The sequence below is a fragment of the Cellulosimicrobium protaetiae genome, from assembly GCF_009708005.2.
GTDB classification, from domain to species: Bacteria; Actinomycetota; Actinomycetes; order Actinomycetales; family Cellulomonadaceae; genus Cellulosimicrobium; species Cellulosimicrobium protaetiae.
Genome location: NZ_CP052757.1, coordinates 4,390,443 through 4,405,674, shown reverse-complemented (window position 1 = coordinate 4,405,674; position 15,232 = coordinate 4,390,443). Strand labels below are relative to the sequence as shown.

The following is a 15,232-nucleotide window of genomic DNA, read 5'->3' as shown; positions in this document are numbered from 1 at the left end:
CCGACCTGCTCCGCGTCGTGCAGCCAGCACGCGGGCCCGGCAGGCGCGGCCCCGCACGCGCGGGTCAGCCGACCGGGAGGGCGCTCCTCAGCCCGCTCGCACGGTGCACGGGGCTCGTGACCGCCGTGCGCACGGCGTCCTCGGAGCCGACGACGCGGACGAACGTCTGCGCGCGTGTCACCGCCGTGTAGAGCAGCTCGCGGGTGAGCAGCGGCGACGTGGCGGGCGGCAGCACGAGCGTGACGCGGTCGAACTGGCTGCCCTGCGCGCGGTGGACCGTCATCGCGTGCACGGTCTCCACCGGCGGGAGCCGGTGGGTGCGCACGCGCAGCGGGGCGCGCGGGTCGCCGAACACGGCGACGACCCCGTCACCCTCCGCGACGAGCACCCCCGTGTCGCCGTTGTAGAGACCCACCTCGGCGTCGTTCGTCGTGACGAGGAGCGGCCGGCCCGCGACCCACGGGGAGTCGGTGGCGTGGTGGCCCGTGGCCTCCTCGACCCACGCCTCGACCTGCGCCGCCCACCGGCCGCGCCCGGCGGGGCCGCGCCGGTGCGCGACCATGACGCGGTGCCGGGCGAGGGCGGCGAGGGCGGCGGGCGCGTCACCCGCGCGGGCCGCCTCGACCAGCAACGCGCCCGCGGCCACGGCGTCTGCGCGGACGGCGGCCAGGACGGCGTCGTCGGGGGAGTCGTCGGGCGTCTCGAGGAACTGGACGCTCTCGTGCCCGGCGCGCAGGAGGACGAGGACCTCGTCCGGGCGGCCACCCTGGATCGCCGCGGCGAGCGGCAGGATCTCGGAGTCGCGGTCCTGGCGGTGGACCGTGCGCAGGCGGACGACGCCGTTGCCCAGCACCGCGCGGTCGTCGACCTCCCCGTCGGCGGGCGGCGGGGAGCCGGCGAGCGCGACGTCGGCCGTCGCGACGACGGCTGACGCGGTCGCGGGCGGGGCGACCGGCTCGCGGTGCACCAGGTCGCCGAGGACGGCGCCGGCCTCGACGGACGCGAGCTGGTCGGGGTCGCCGACGAGCACGAGCCGGGCGTCCGGGCGCAGCGCCTCGAGCAGCCGTGCCATGAGGGGCAGCGCGACCATCGACGTCTCGTCCACCACGACGACGTCGTGGGGCAGGTGGTGGTGCGCGTCGTGCCGGAACCGCGTGCTGCTGCCGGGACGGTACCCGAGCAGGCGGTGCAGCGTCGTCGCGACGGGGGTGCCGACACGGTCACGGTCGGCCGGGTCGGGGAACGCGGCGACGACCTCGCGCACCGCCTCCTGGAGGCGCGCGGCGGCCTTGCCCGTCGGGGCGGCGAGCGCCACCCGCAGCGCCGCGCCGGAGACCGGGGCCGTGTCCCCAGGGGGAGGGACCACCGCGGCCGACGGAGTCACCGCGGTGCCCTGAGGCACAGAAGCGGACGAGCCGTCGGACGAGGTGACCCCGGACGAGGTGACGACCGACGACGAGGACGGGAGGGCGGCGTCGTGCAGGACGGCGAGCAGGCGCGCGACCGTCGTCGTCTTGCCCGTACCGGGACCACCGGTGAGGACCGTGAGCCGGCGCGTCGCGGCGTGCGCGGCGGCGAGCCGCTGCCGGGTGTCGTCCGCCGCAGGGAAGAGGCGCGTCAGGGCGAGGTCGAGGCGGTCGGGGTCGACCGGCAGGTCGCCCGCCGCGAGCCGGCCGTCGACGTCGTGACGCACCGCGAGCTCGTCGCGCCAGTACCGGTCGAGGTACAGGGCGCCGCCCACCCAGCGCGCCGGGCGGTCGGCGGGACCGTCGACCCCGACGGCGACGAGCGGGCTGCGCGCGACCGCGGCCGCCCACGCGGCACGGTCGGGCCAGGGCAGGTCCGCGGCGTCCGCGCGCGCGGCCTCCTCGTCCTCGGGCAGCTCGAGCGACCCGAGGTCGTCGAGGCGCACGCAGACCGACCCGCTGCGCACCGCGCGCACGGCGAGCGCGACGGCGAGCAGCACCTGGTCGTCCTGCTCGCCCGTAAGCCTGCCGAGCCGCAGCGCGACGCGCAGGTCGGCCGCGGAGACGACGCGCGCGGCGTTGAACGCGCCGAGCCACGCCGCCACCCCGACGGCGAGGCGCGGGTCGCCCTCGTCCGCCGGGGGCACCGCGGGGGCGGGAGCGGCGGGCACCGGCGTGCGGGGAGGGGTCGTGGTCATGCGCGACCTCCGTCGAGCAGGGCGGACAGGGCGACGACGAGCCCCGGCGGGGGCGTCCACGCGACGACGCCGTACGGGGCGCCGTCGGGACCGGTCGGGGTGTCCGGGCCGGCCATGCCGCGCACGAACAGGTAGGCGCCGCCCGCGAGGTCGCTGTCGGGGTCGTAGTCGCGCACGCGCCAGCGCAGGTACCGGTGGAGCGCGACGAGGTAGAGCACGAGCTGCAGGGGATAGTGCGAGGCGAGCATCGCGTCGCGGGTCGCGTCCGGGTGGTAGTCGCCGACGGCGAGCGGGACGCCGGGCGGGCCGACACGGTTCGTCTTGTAGTCGACGACGAGGTACCGGCGGCGGCCGTCGGGGTCGGGACGGCCGTCCGGTCCCGCGGCGGGCACGCGCAGCACCGCGTCGATCGAGCCGGTCAGGTACCCGCGCAGCGGGACCCCGCCGGTCCCGGCCCCGCCACCCGACGCCGTGCTCGCTCCGCCGCCCGCCCCGGTGCCGTTCCCTGCCTCCTCGGCCAGCGCCGCGAGCAGGTCGGGGTACCGGGCGAACGGGTCGTCGGCGGGCAGGTGGGCGCGCAGGAGCTCGGCGAGGTCGCGCAGCGTCGAGGGCCGGACGCCCTCGGTCTCGTCGCCGCCCGCGAGCGGGAGCTCGAACTCGAGCTCGGGCAGCCGGTCGCGCGGGTCGACGTCGGCGAGAGTGAGACCGCCCGCGATCGGCCCGAGCGGGGTGCGCAGCGACAGGCCGAGCGCCACGGCGAGCGAGATCGGTTCCACGCCGGGCACGCGGACGGTCGCCGCCTGCGCGCACCGCGCGCGCACCTCGGCGTCGAGGTCGGCGGCGGCAGTGTCGACGTACTCGAGGATCTCGTGCACCAGCGTGCCGAACGCGGTGCCGCCCGGCTGCCCCTCGTAGGGGGAGGGGACGTCGGCACCGGGGCGAGCAGCAGGTTCGGTGGAAGGCGCTGCGGCCGGGGCGGTGCCGGTCCCGTCGTCGTCCGGCGTCCCTTCCGGCTCGTCCTGGACGCCCGGGTCCTCGGGTTCGCTCTCGATCCCGCCGACGGGCCCGTGGTGGGCGGCGGCCGTGAGCGCCGAGTACGAGGCGCGCCGCCACTCGCGGTCCGGCAGGTGCGCGGTGGTCGCGAGACCGAGGGCTGTCGCCGTCCGGGTCCCGGGCGACCAGCGCACGCCCTTCGGCCTGCTCTCGACCTGCTCGACGACGACCGTGCCCCCCGAGCGCGCGGCGACCGCCTCGAACGCGGACCGGACGGCGTCGTCGCGCATCGCGTCGGGCCGGGCGTGGCGGCCGGGCTCGCCACCGAGCATCCGATCCGCGAGCAACAGCCGTGTGAGCGGTCCGGAACCGGTGCTGCGCTTGGTCGGCGTCCAGTGCACGACGACCTGGTGCCGGGCCCGCGTGAGCGCCACGTACAGGAGGCGCAGGTCCTCGCCCAGCTCCTCGTCACGCCAGCGCGCCTTGGCGTCCACGAACCCGGGGGAGCCGATCCCGCCGAGGTGCAGGACGCGCCGGCCGTGGTCGTCGTGGAACGCGAACAGCTCCTGGTCGTCCGACTCGAACCGCTCCCAGCCGAACGGGACGTACACGACGCCGAACTCCAGGCCCTTCGCCGCGTGCACGGTGACGACCTGCACGGCCGCGGCGTCCGTCTCGAGGCGGCGGGTGCGCTCGTCGGTGAACACGGTGCCGACCTCCGCGATCCGGGCGCGCAGCCACGCCGTGAGCGCCGCCGTGCCGAGGCCCTCGGTCTGGGCGGCCTCGTGGAGCGTCTGCGTGACGTGGCGCAGGTCGGTGAGGTAGCGCTCGCCGTCGTCCCGGGCCATGACCCGCGCCGTGGCCCCCCGCCGGGCCGCGACCTCCGCGACTGCGGCCACGCCTCGGTCCGCGAGCAGTCGCGCCCACGCCCGGACGGTGTCGCCGAGCTCGTCGTGGTCGGCGTCGTCGGCGGTCGCGAGCCGCTGCGCGTCCCAGCCGACGAAGGGGGTGAGAGCGAGCGCGGTCGCGCGGCGGTGCAGGCCCGGCTGCTCCAGCGCCGCGAGCAGCGTGAGCCAGTCCTGGGCGGCGGCCGAGCCGAACACGCTCGACGGCCCCGACACCACCGCCGGGACGCCCAGCGCGACGAGCGCCGAGCGCACCGCCTCGGCCTGGGCGTTCGTCCGGGTCAGGACCGCGACGTCGCGCGGCTCCAGCGGCCGCCAGCGTCCCGCGCCCGCGGTGCTGACTTCCTCGCCGCCCACCGCGCCAGGCCCGTCGTCGCGCACGCGGTCACCGCCGCCGTCGGCGGTCCCCAGCCGCCCGGCGATGTCTGCCGCGACGTCCTGGGCCAGCAGGCCGCGCGCGTCCGGGGCCGACGGCGCGGACGACCCCCCGAGCCGGTAGGCGCGTCGCGTGACCTGCCGCAGCCGCACCGGCGCACCGCCGGAGAAGCGCGGCTCGGGGTGGGCTGCGTCGACCGGGCGCACGACGATGCGCGGGTCACCGAGCGCCGTCTCGCCGAGGAGCGCGTGCAGGCCCGCGAGCAGCGGCCCGTCGCTGCGCCAGCTCGTGCTGAGCGTCGCCGTGTCCGCGGCGTCCTCGACGGCGCGCAGGTACGTCACGACGTCCGCGCCGCGGAACGCGTAGATCGCCTGCTTGGGGTCACCGATGAGCACCAGCGTGCGGTGCCCGTGGAACGCCGTCCGCAGGATCTCCCACTGCTCGGGGTCGGTGTCCTGGAACTCGTCCACCATGACGATGCGGAACCGCGACCGGACCCGTTCCGCCGCCGTCGCGCCGTGCTCGGGGTCCGTGAGCGCGCGGCGCAGGAGCACGAGCAGGTCGTCGTAGTCGAGCAGGTGCATCGCGCGCTTGCGCGCCTCGACCTCGCGGCGGGCCGCGACCGCGGCCTCGTAGCGTGCCGCGCCCACCGAGCCCTCGGCCGCGTCCGACGGCGCGACCACCGCCCCGTGGTCGCTCACCGCCGCGCGCGCGACGTCGCGCACGTCGCGCGGCGAGAGGATCGGCTCGGGCTCGTCCGCGAACCGCCGCACGTACAGGTCGTCGGTGACCTCCTCGACGAGGTCCGCGACGTCGGGCAGGAAGCTCGTCGCGAGGTCGACGTCGGCCGCCGTACCCAGTGCGGTGAGCATCTGCTGGCAGAAGCCGTGCGTCGTCGTGATGGTCGCCGCGTCGAGCTGGGACAGCGCGACGCGCAGGCGCTCGCGGCGACGGTCGAGCTCGTCTGCGTCGACCGCGGCGAGGAACGCGACGAGGGGCTCCGGGTCGTCCGCGGGGTGGGGCCCGCGCAGCGCGCGCTCGGTCGCGACGAGGCGCTCGCGCACGCGGTCGCGCAGCTCCGACGTCGCGGCGCGGCCGAAGGTCACGAGCATGACCTCCGGCAGCGCCGCCACGCCCTCGGCGACGTAGCGGGTCGTGAGGGTCGCGATCGTGTGGGTCTTGCCGGTGCCGGCGCTCGCCTCGAGCACGACCGTCCCGCTGGGCAGGTCACCGAACGGGTCGAAGCGCCGAGGCGTTCCCGGTGCGCCCGCGGGCGTGGCGGTGCGGTCGGTCGTGGTCCGGGACGTCGCGCCGTTCACCGGGCACCTCGCAGCTCGTTCTCCAGCAGGGGCTCCCACACGCGGCGCGCGAGCGCACCGAGACGGGTCGGGTCGTCGGGGAAGCGGCCCAGGTCGGCCGTGGTGGCGAGCCCCGCGACGTCGGGGAGGGCCGGGTCCTGGCCCCACGCGAGGACGACGTACGGGTCCTTGCGCTCGAAGCCCTTGTTCCACGCCCAGCCCGCGCGCATCAGGGCGTCGCGCGCGTCGCTCGAGCGCCGCTCCTCCGTGTAGCGCAGCGACACCTCGGGGAGCAGCGGCAGCGGCTCGCGCGCCGCCTCGTCGCGCAGCGCCACGAGGTCGGCGAGGACCGCGGCCGCCGTGTCGCGGTCCGGCGGGGTGAGGGTGGACCACGCGACGCCGGGACCCCGGGGCGAGCGACCGATCGCGACGGCGTCCCACGGGCGCCCCGGGTCGCTCGCCGTGAGGGCGAGCGCCTGCACCCAGGCACGCAGCCGGTGCTTGGGGCCGAGGCGCGAGTACTCGGTGCGCACGACCCGCGCGCCGTGCACGCCCGGCACGCTCCCGACGAGCGCGCGGCCGTCGGGGAGCGTGGCGCGGACGTCGACCGTCTCGGCCGAGCTCAGCACGTCCTGGCTCACGGGACGGCCTGCGGCGAGGTCCGCCTCGCGCGCGGCCTCCACCGCGGCGACGCGCAGCGGCCCGACGCAGCGGACAACCTCCTGCAGCGCCGATCTCCCCAGCTCGCGCGGCGGCACCTGGCCGCGACGCCACTCGGCCTGCATCGCCCGGTTCGGGTCGACGCCGGCCAGCGCGGCCCGCAGCACGCGGTCGCCCACGCCCCAGCCCGCGAGGCCGCTGAGCGCGAGCGGGAGGCGGTCCTCGACGTCGTCCTCCTCCAGCACGAGGCCGACGTCGAGCGTGTGCTGGGCGAACCAGCGGGGCGCGTTCTCCAGCAGGCGGACCAGGTCGTCGAGCTCGACGTCGGCGTGGCCCCCCGCCGTCGCGGCCAGCACGCCGCCCCCGGTCGGGTCGCTCGCGGCGTCGGCCGGCAGGGACAGCGGCGCGCCGACGAGAGCCCCGACCGGCTGACGCTTCTCACGCGCCTGCCGTGCGCCGCCGAGCGCGGCGCCGTCGTGGCTGAACGGACCGGGCACGCCCAGCGCGCCGGGCGTGAAGTTGCGGTCGTCCACGGTCTGGAGCGGGTGCCGCACGACGACGTGCTCGCGCACGGGGCGGCCGTCGACGGTCGTCGCCGTGCGGTCGAGCGCGTCGAGGAGCTCGGCGACGGGGACGGCGGGCGGGCGCGCGGCACCCGTGCGCTCGTCGGCACCGGTGTGCACGACGACGAGGTGGTCGCCCGCCGCCGCGACGGCGTCGAGGAAGATCTGCCGGTCCTCGCTGCGCGCGTCGCGCTCGCCGATCTCCGGGTGCCGTGCGAGCAGGTCGTCGCCCGCGGGCGCGGCGGTGCGGGGGAAGACGCCGTCGTCGAGACCCAGCAGGCACACGACCCGGTGCGGTACCGAGCGCATCGGCTCGAGCGAGCAGACCGTGAGCGCGCCCGTGCGGAACCCGGCGCGGGTCGGTCGCCCCGCGAGGCGGTCGTCGAGCAGCGCGCGCACGTCCGCGAGCCGCAGCGCGACCCCGCCGTGCGCCGCGCCCGCGCCACGGACGTCGCCCAGCACGCGGCGCGCGGACCCGATCTGCCACGCCTCCGTGGGCGGCGCCTCGGCGAGCAGCGTGAGCGCGCGGTCGAGCGAGTCGAGCCAGTGCGCGAGCGGGTGCACCCCGTCGAGGCCGCGGAGGATCTCCGTGAGGCGTGCGACGAGCTCCGCGAGCCGGCCCGCGAGGTCTACGTCCGTCGAGCCGACGTCGTCGAGCGGCAGCGCCGGCCCGACGAACCTCGCGTCCTCGTCGGCCATCGCCGCGCCCAGCAGGAGCCGGTCGAGCGCCGCGTCCCACGTGCCCTGGCGCACGTGACCGTCGATCCCGAACCGTGCCCGGCGCGTGCCGTCCTCGCCCCAGTGCACGCCCGCCTCGACGGCCCACTGGCGCAGGCGGTCGACGTCGTCGTCGGAGAACCGGAACCGGCGGCGCACCGGTGCGCTCGCCGCGAGGTCGAGCACCTCCGATGCCGTGACGCGGCCGTCGGCGAGGCGGAGCAGCGTCGCGAGCAGCGCGAGCACGGGGTTCGTCGTCCCGGCGCCGCGGTCGGCGAGGCTCACGCGCAGCCGCTGGCCGGGGTGCGCGTCCTCGCCGAGCTCGGGGACGGCGCCGAACGTCGCGGTGACGAGGGGCGCGAACGTCTCGACGTCCGGGCACAGCACGATGACGTCGCGCGCCTGGAGCGTCGGGTCGGCGGAGAAGAGGCCGACGAGCGTCTCCCGCAGAACCTCGACCTGGCGGCTCCGGCCGTGGCACGCGAGCACCTGGACCGACCGGTCGCCGGGGTCGAGGACGTGCGCGCCGTCGGGCTCGTCGGCCCGCAGCGCGGACTGGAGCGCCCCGAGCAGGGTCGGCGGCGTCGGCGCGGACGCATGGTGCTTCTCGCTCGTGGGCCCGCCACCGGCGAGGCAGAGCTGCAGTTCGACCGCGTCGCGACCGGTCGACGCGAGGAACGGGTGGCGGGCCGGCGTCGGCAGGTCGGCGCGGCGCCGGGTGGGCGCGCCCTCCGTGTCGTCGTGCCCGCCGCTCCCGTCCCCGGTGGCGTCGACGGCCGGGGCGGGGTCGCCGTCGCGGGCCGCGACCTTCTCCCACAGCGCGGGCGACGGGTGCACGAGCCACAGGTGGACGTCGCGGTGCTCGGCGAGGGCGCGAAGGACCCGCAGCTCGTCCTCCGGGAGCCGCGTCGGTCCGAACACGGACAACCGCGGCGGGAGGTCGACGGCGGCCGGGTCCGCGCGCAGCGCCGCGACGGCCTCCTCGACACGACGCGCCGGGTCGGTGGCCGGGACGCGGTCGACGAGGCGGCGCCACAGCTCGGGCTGCCACGCGAGATCGTCCGGGGTACCGCCCGGCTCCCCGGCCCGGTCCGCGACCGGGGCCGCGGCCGACCACGCGAGCACGACCTCGGGGCGCTGGCGCGCGTAGTCGACGAGCAGGTCCGCGAGCCGGCGCGCGAGCGTCAGCCGCCGGCCCCGGCGCACCTCGTCGCCCGGGTCGCCGACGTACCGCGCGAGCGGCGCCGCCCACGGCTCGGCGAGGTGCGTGTCGAGCACCTCGAGCACCGACCAGGCGAGCCGCTCGGGCCGCCAGGGGTCGTCGTCGGGATCGAGGTCGGTGAGGTCCGCGACGACCTGCTCCACGATCCGGCGCGGCCCGCGGAAGTCCACGTTCGCGCAGATGCCCGACGTCTCGCCCGCGCCCAGGTGGTGCGAGAGCCGCTGCGCGAGCCACCGCTCGACACCGCGCGTCGGGACCGCCACGACGTCCGGCGTGAACGGGTCTTCAGGCGCCTCGGCGAGCACGGCGGCGAGCGGCGCCACGAGCGCCTCGGCACGCTCGGAGCGGTGCACGTGCAGCAACAGCGGACCCCTGTCGGTGGTGGTCGGGCGTGGTCTCGCGCCGGGCCGGTGACCGAGCGCTACGAGGAATCTACGAGGTGCGTCCCACACCGTCGAACCGTCGTCCACAGAGCCCACCGGGGACTACGGTGTCGGCACCGCGACCCAGGTGGGCCAGGTCCGGGTGGCCGCGGACGGAGGGTGTATGACGAGAGCGACGAGGTCGGGCGGCGTCCTGTGCGCGATCGGCGACGGCGCGGCCCCGGGCGCCGTCGCGGCCGCGTGCCGAGGTGCGCTCCTGGCGGTGCGTGACCGGCTCACCACGCTCCAGGTCGACGTGTACTCGGACGGTCCGTGGCCTCCCGACGCGGTCGAGGCCGTGCAGGAGCTGGACGAGCTCCGGCATGCCCGGCGCAGCCGTCTCGCGACGCGTCTCGGGAGGGAGCCCTCGATCTCGCTCGACCTCGACCCGCGCGACGACCATGAGCTCGGGCTGGCGCTCGCGATCGCTCCGTACACGATCTGCGGATCGGGGTTCGACGAGCGCTGGCAGCTGCTCTGGGACGTGAACGACACCGGGACGTCGACGACCTTCGTGCTGCTGCCCCACGAGCTGGACGCCGTCCGGGCGCACGTCGCACGGTCGGGGGGTCGCCGGACGGACGTCGTCGTCCTGGGCGGCAGCATCGGCTGAGGCGCGTCCGGTCCACGCCTCGCCCGACCACGCCGTGTCGACCCTGCGCCTGACGCCCGCCGACCTGGTGTCGTGGCCCTGCGAAGGTCCGAACAGGCCCACGACACCAGGTCGGCGGGTGTCAGGCAGAGACGGGCCAGGGCCGCCACCGGCCGCCTGGGACAGCGGCGAGGCGTCGTCGTGCCTGCTGCCCGGCGGCGCCCGGCAGCCGGGTGCGGCCCTCGCCGGACCGGTACCCGTCGTCGGGCAGGTCGAGACGGTGCGCGACCCACCACTCGCGCCGACCCGGGAGCGCCCTGCGGAGGGCCTCCGAGAACCGTCCTTCCGCGACGCCGAGGACGAGGTCCTCGAGCGACTGGGCCGCACTCTCCGCGGTGTCGTCGCACGCGTCGCACCCGCACGACGGGAACGTGTCCTCGTGCAGGACGCCGGCACGGACCACGACGCTCGGGTACTCCGTGACGAGGAGTGTCAGCGGCGCGGCGGCGTCGGACGACGGGGTGACGCGCACCGCGCGCACCGCGCGCACCGCGTCAGTACCGACGTTGCGCACCCCCGCCAGCACGGGGTGGGCGGGCGCTCCCGGGGTGTGCGCCGTCAGTTCGACGCTCCGCAGGCGGACGTCCTCGACCGTGACGGCGTACGTCGTCACGAGGTGCCGGAGAAGTGCGTCCACGACGTCGATGAGTGGCGCGAACCGCTCTGGGTGGGAGTCCACGGAGTAGGTGTCCTCGGGCGGCCCGTCGAGGTGGTCCCACCGTCCGCCGTACTCGAACGGGTCGCCGGCGTCGTCGTGGAAGACCTGACGCGGGAGCGGCGGGCGGACGTAGGCGGTCACGCTGTCAGGCTAGGGCGTCCTGCCGCCGTCGAGCGGGAGGGGGGTCAGGTGTTGAGGGCCTGTTCGACGTCCTCGATGATGTCGCTCGGGTCTTCCAGGCCCGCCGACAGGCGCACCGTCGTCTCCGCGATCCCGACGGCGGCGCGGCCCTCGGGGCCGAGCTTGCGGTGGGTCGTCGTGGCGGGGTGGGTGACGAGCGACTTGGCGTCGCCGAGGTTGTTCGAGATGTCGACGACCTGCAGGGCGTCGAGGAACGTGAACGCGCGCTTCTTCGCCGTCTCCGGGTCGGTGCCCTCGGGGACGGCGAGGTCGAACGTGACGACCGTTCCGCCGCCGCTCTGCTGCGACAGCGCGAGCTCGCGCTGCGGGTGCGACGCGAGGAACGGGTACCGCACGCGCCCGATCCCCGGGAGCTGCTCGAGCGCCTCCGCGACCTGCGCGGCCGCCGCGTTCTGCGCCGCGACGCGCACGGGCAGCGTCTCCAGGCCCTTGAGCAGCACCCACGCGTTGAACGCCGAGAGGGTCGGTCCGGTGTTGCGGATGAACGTCTGCACGGGACCGTTGACGTACTCCTCGGTCCCGAGGATCGCGCCGCCGAGCACGCGGCCCTGGCCGTCGATGTGCTTGGTCGCCGAGTACACGACGACGTCCGCGCCGAGCTCGAGCGGCTTCTGGAGCAGCGGCGTCGCGAAGACGTTGTCGAGCACGACCACCGCGCCCGCGGCGTGCGCGAGCTCGCTCACGCGCCGCGCGTCGACGATGTCCTGCATGGGGTTGGACGGCGTCTCGAAGAACACGACGTCCGCCGGCGTGGACAGCGCCTCCTCCCACTGGGAGAGCACGTGCCCGTCGACGTAGTCGGTCCGCACGCCCCACTTGGCGAAGATCTCGTCGAAGATGACGATGCTGGACCCGAACAGCGCGCGGGCCGCGACGATCCGCGACCCGGAACCCACGAGCGCGGCGAGCGACGTGAACACCGCGGACATGCCGGACGCCGTCGCGTAGCAGGCCTCTGCGCCCTCGAGCAGACGCAGGCGCTCCTCGAACGCGTGCACCGTCGGGTTGCCGTAGCGCGAGTAGACGAACCGGTCGAGCTCGCCCTTGAAAGCGGCCTCGGCGTCGGCGGCGCGGTCGTACGTGTAGCCCTGCGTGAGGAACAGCGCCTCGGAGGTCTCCTGGAACTCCGTGCGGTGGTGCCCGCCGCGCACGGCGAGCGTCGCGGGGCGCGCGCTCGCGGGCAGGGGCTTGCGGCCGGAGCCGCCGGGCACGCTCCCGGGCTGGGCGGCGCTCATCGGGCCGCCTCGTCGTAGGTCGTGGTGGGCAGGCCGCGGACCTTCCAGCCCTCGACGTCGCGCAGGCCCGAGAAGCCCTGCGCGCCCTCGAAGCCCTCGAGCACGTTGTACGACGGCCCGAGCCCGGCGGCCGTGGCCGCGCGCGCCGCGCCGATCGAGCGCTGGCCCGAGCGGCACAGGAACACGACGGGGCGCTCGTCGCCGGGCGTGAGGCCCGCCTCGACGAGCTGGTCCACGAAGCGCGGGTTGGGCCCGGCCGGGGTCACCCACTCGTCGAACACGACGCCGCGGCCGAGGTCCGTCGCGTCGGGCACGCCGATGGTGCGCCACTCGCCCTCGGTGCGGACGTCGACGAGGACCGCGCGCTCGTCGTTCGTCAGCAGGTCCCACGCCTGCTGCGGGGTGATGTCGCCGGCGTAGCCGACGGCGGGTCGGGCGTCGGGCAGTGCCGCCCCGGTTGCCGACGTCTGCTGGGACTGGTCGCTCATGAGTCCTCCTCCATCGATCGTGGCAGTAGCACCCTGCGCCCGACCGCCTCGCGACGGACCGGGGGGTTGCTGCGGCGTCGACGTGCCACGTCACTCGGCCGCTCCGGATGGTTGCTCGGGATCGTACGCCACGTGTCCGACGCGCGAAACGTCCGTCTCGCCGAGCAGCCCCTGGGCAGGGTGCCCGACGCGATCGGCGAGTCCGGGTGGCGCCTCGACGTGCCCGTGGACTGCGTCCCGCCATCCGAGACGCCCTGACCACCGGTTGACACGGCGCGTCCCCGCGCACATCCTGGGACGCAGGTCATGAGTGCCAGCGTGAAACCCCGGTTTGCTGGCCGGCAACCCTCCTCTCGCGGCGGGGTGCCCCGGGTGACGACCAGGCCGCACGCCGACCGGCGGGTGGCAAGCGCGGGGAGGTTCTCCCCGGACGACCCTGGAGGACTGTGCCATGACTGCTCTCGCGGACGTCGAGTGTTCGGCCCCTGACCTGGCGGAGATCGCTGCCGCGCCCGCCCTCCTGCCTGTCGTCGGCGCGGACACGCTCGTGCCGCTCGTCGACGGCCGCAGCGTCCCGTACGCGAACCTCGACGTCGCGGCCTCGGCCCCGGCGCTGCGCTCCGTCGCGGACCGCGTGACCGAGGTGCTGCCGCTCTACGCGAGCGTGCACCGCGGCGCGGGCTACCTGTCGCAGGTCTCGACGGCGCTCTACGAGGCGTCGCGCCGCACGATCGGCGCGTTCGTCGGCGCGCGCGAGGACGACGTCACGGTCGTCACACGCAACACGACCGACTCGCTCAACCTGCTCGCGGGCTGCGTCCCGGCGAACGCGGACGGGACGCCTGGTCGTGTGCTCGTCCTCGACGTCGAGCACCACGCGAACCTGCTGCCGTGGCAGCGCGCGGGCGGCGCGACGGTCCTCGCGGGCGGCGCGTCCGTCGCGGAGACGCTGTCCGGCCTGCGCACCGAGCTCGCGCGCTTTCCCTACGCCCTGGTCGCGGTGACCGGCGCGTCGAACGTCACGGGCGAGTCGCTGCCCGTCGCGGACGTCGTGCGGATCGCGCACGACGCCGGGGCGCGCGTCGTCCTCGACGGCGCCCAGCTCGTCCCGCACCGCGGGTTCTCGCTCGCCGACTCCGGCGTCGACTACGTCGCGTTCTCCGGCCACAAGACGTACGCGCCGTTCGGCGCGGGCGCGCTCGTGGGCCGTCGCGACTGGCTCGACGCGGGCACGCCCTACCTCGCCGGCGGCGGTGCGGTGCGGCAGGTATCCGTCACCGGCACGCAGTGGCAGACGGCGCCCGCGCGCCACGAGGCCGGGTCGCCCAACGTGGTGGGTGCCGCGGCGCTCGCGGCGGCGTGCGACGCGCTCGCGACGCTCGACCCGGCCGACCTCCACGCGCACGAGGCGACGCTGCGCGCGGCGCTCGTCGCCGGGCTGGAGGCGGTCCCGAGTGTGCGGGTCGTGCGGGTCTGGGAGGACGCGGTCGACCCGGTCGGGGTCGTCACGTTTTCCGTCGAGGGTCACGACCCGGGCCTCGTCGCCGCGTACCTCTCCGCCGAGCACGGAATCGGCGTGCGCGACGGCCGCTTCTGCGCCCACCCGCTGCTCGCGCGCCTCGGGTACGACGCGGGCGCGATCCGCGCGTCCGTCGGCGTCGGGACGACGGGTGCGGACGTCGTCCGGCTCGTCGAGGCCGTGCGGTCGTACGTGGAGCACGGCCCTGCGACGCGGTACGAGGTCGTCGACGGCTGCTGGGCCGTGGCCGACGACCCGCGCCCGGTGCCCGTGGGGTCCGGTCTCGAGGGACTCTTCGCGACCGCCGCGGCGGGCTTCCTCGCCGACGCCGCGGGGTGCGGCCCCGCCGTCTGACCTGGCGCCGGCGGGACCGCCGGGACAGCCGTTCACCGGGCCGTCGACAAGCGTTGTCCACGACGTCGCCGGACCCTCTTGGCGGCGTCGTCCGCGTGTGCTCTGATATGCGCTGTGCTGCACGACGTCGTCCTCTCGGGGCACGGATTCCGCCTGGAACCGCTGGCCCTGGAGCACGCTGAGACACTGGCCGGCCTCGTCGACGAGGCGATGTGGTCAGGCATGAGCATCCCCATGCCCTTCGGGGTCGCGGGGATGGCCGAGCTCGTGGCCGCGACGCGCGCCGCGCCCGACCTGACGGGCTTCGTCGTGCGCGCCGCAGGGACTGACGGCGGCGCCGGCGAGGTGCTCGGGAGCACCGCCTTCCGCGACCTGTCGCTCGTCGACCGCCGCGTCGAGGTCGGCCGGACGTTCTACGCCCGCTCGACGTGGGGGAGCCTCGTCAACCCCGTGACCAAGTGGCTGCTCCTGCGGCACGCGTTCGAGACGTGGGACGTGCACCGCGTGGGCTTCCGCGTCGACACGCGCAACACGCGCTCGCTCGGGGCGATGCGACGCCTCGGCGCGTACGAGGAGGGCGTCATGCGCGGCCACCGCACCGCGCCCGACGGGACGCGCGCCGACTCCGTGATGTTCTCGATCCTCGCGCCCGAGTGGCCGACCGTCGAGGTCGGGCTGCTGGAGCGGATCAACACGCCGCGCGTCGTGCCCGTGCTCGCCCCGGCGCACCCGGTCGTCCCGCTGCCGCTCGCCGCGTCGTAGTCACGGCGCCCGACGCTCCGGACCCAACCCTCCGTCCCGGACG

The 15,232-nt window shown here is 76.3% G+C and carries 10 protein-coding genes and 2 riboswitches; of the genes, 4 read left to right on the top strand and 6 right to left on the bottom strand.

The window, feature by feature from the left end; all coding sequences use genetic code 11:
- Positions 1 to 64: 64 nt before the first annotated feature.
- From recD to recC, 3 genes are read right to left on the bottom strand one after another with little or no spacing between them, the layout of a single operon-like run.
- Complete coding sequence (gene recD, locus FIC82_RS18950; protein WP_154799517.1) at positions 65 to 2,164, bottom strand: exodeoxyribonuclease V subunit alpha; 2,100 nt, start codon at positions 2,162 to 2,164, stop codon at positions 65 to 67.
- Positions 2,161 to 5,757: a UvrD-helicase domain-containing protein gene (locus FIC82_RS18945; RefSeq protein WP_168732114.1), complete on the bottom strand. Its 3,597-nt coding sequence runs from the start codon at positions 5,755 to 5,757 to the stop codon at positions 2,161 to 2,163. Before FIC82_RS18945 ends, recD begins: the two co-directional genes overlap by 4 nt.
- On the bottom strand, positions 5,754 to 9,251 hold the full coding sequence (gene recC / locus FIC82_RS18940; protein ID WP_253691917.1) for an exodeoxyribonuclease V subunit gamma: 3,498 nt from the start codon (positions 9,249 to 9,251) through the stop codon (positions 5,754 to 5,756). The genes FIC82_RS18945 and recC overlap by 4 nt, the downstream gene beginning before the upstream one ends.
- A 193-nt stretch (positions 9,252 to 9,444) precedes the next feature.
- Between recC and FIC82_RS18935 the strand changes: the two genes are divergently transcribed.
- The gene (locus FIC82_RS18935; RefSeq protein WP_154799515.1) at positions 9,445 to 9,933 is read left to right on the top strand and encodes a hypothetical protein; all 489 of its coding nucleotides are present in this window, start codon (positions 9,445 to 9,447) and stop codon (positions 9,931 to 9,933) included.
- A 121-nt stretch (positions 9,934 to 10,054) separates the two neighbouring features.
- Here the strand turns inward: FIC82_RS18935 and FIC82_RS18930 are convergent, their stop codons facing one another.
- From FIC82_RS18930 to FIC82_RS18920, 3 genes are read right to left on the bottom strand one after another with little or no spacing between them, the layout of a single operon-like run.
- Entirely contained in the window at positions 10,055 to 10,771 is a 717-nt protein-coding gene (locus FIC82_RS18930) for a DUF6226 family protein (RefSeq protein ID WP_154799514.1), read from the bottom strand.
- Between the two features lie 44 nt (positions 10,772 to 10,815).
- Positions 10,816 to 12,066 carry an O-succinylhomoserine sulfhydrylase gene (locus FIC82_RS18925; protein WP_154799513.1) on the bottom strand — a complete coding sequence of 417 codons (1,251 nt, stop codon included), beginning with the start codon at positions 12,064 to 12,066 and terminating at the stop codon, positions 10,816 to 10,818.
- On the bottom strand, positions 12,063 to 12,554 hold the full coding sequence (locus tag FIC82_RS18920) for a rhodanese-like domain-containing protein (RefSeq protein ID WP_154799512.1): 492 nt from the start codon (positions 12,552 to 12,554) through the stop codon (positions 12,063 to 12,065). Before FIC82_RS18920 ends, FIC82_RS18925 begins: the two co-directional genes overlap by 4 nt.
- Before the next feature lie 7 nt (positions 12,555 to 12,561).
- Positions 12,562 to 12,668, bottom strand: a riboswitch (SAM riboswitch).
- A gap of 18 nt (positions 12,669 to 12,686) precedes the next feature.
- On the opposite strand from FIC82_RS18920, the gene FIC82_RS21205 reads away from it, so the two are divergent.
- The 3 genes from FIC82_RS21205 to FIC82_RS18910 all read left to right on the top strand — a co-directional run bounded on the left by FIC82_RS21205 (position 12,687) and on the right by FIC82_RS18910 (position 15,189).
- Positions 12,687 to 12,812: a hypothetical protein gene (locus FIC82_RS21205; protein WP_256390401.1), complete on the top strand. Its 126-nt coding sequence runs from the start codon at positions 12,687 to 12,689 to the stop codon at positions 12,810 to 12,812.
- Between the two features lie 44 nt (positions 12,813 to 12,856).
- Positions 12,857 to 12,972, top strand: a riboswitch (SAM riboswitch).
- A 33-nt stretch (positions 12,973 to 13,005) separates the two neighbouring features.
- Positions 13,006 to 14,427, top strand: a complete 1,422-nt coding sequence (locus tag FIC82_RS18915; RefSeq protein ID WP_154799511.1) for an aminotransferase class V-fold PLP-dependent enzyme — start codon at positions 13,006 to 13,008, stop codon at positions 14,425 to 14,427.
- 114 nt (positions 14,428 to 14,541) lie between these two features.
- Complete coding sequence (locus tag FIC82_RS18910) at positions 14,542 to 15,189, top strand: GNAT family N-acetyltransferase (protein WP_168732113.1); 648 nt, start codon at positions 14,542 to 14,544, stop codon at positions 15,187 to 15,189.
- The last annotated feature ends 43 nt before the right edge of the window (positions 15,190 to 15,232 follow it).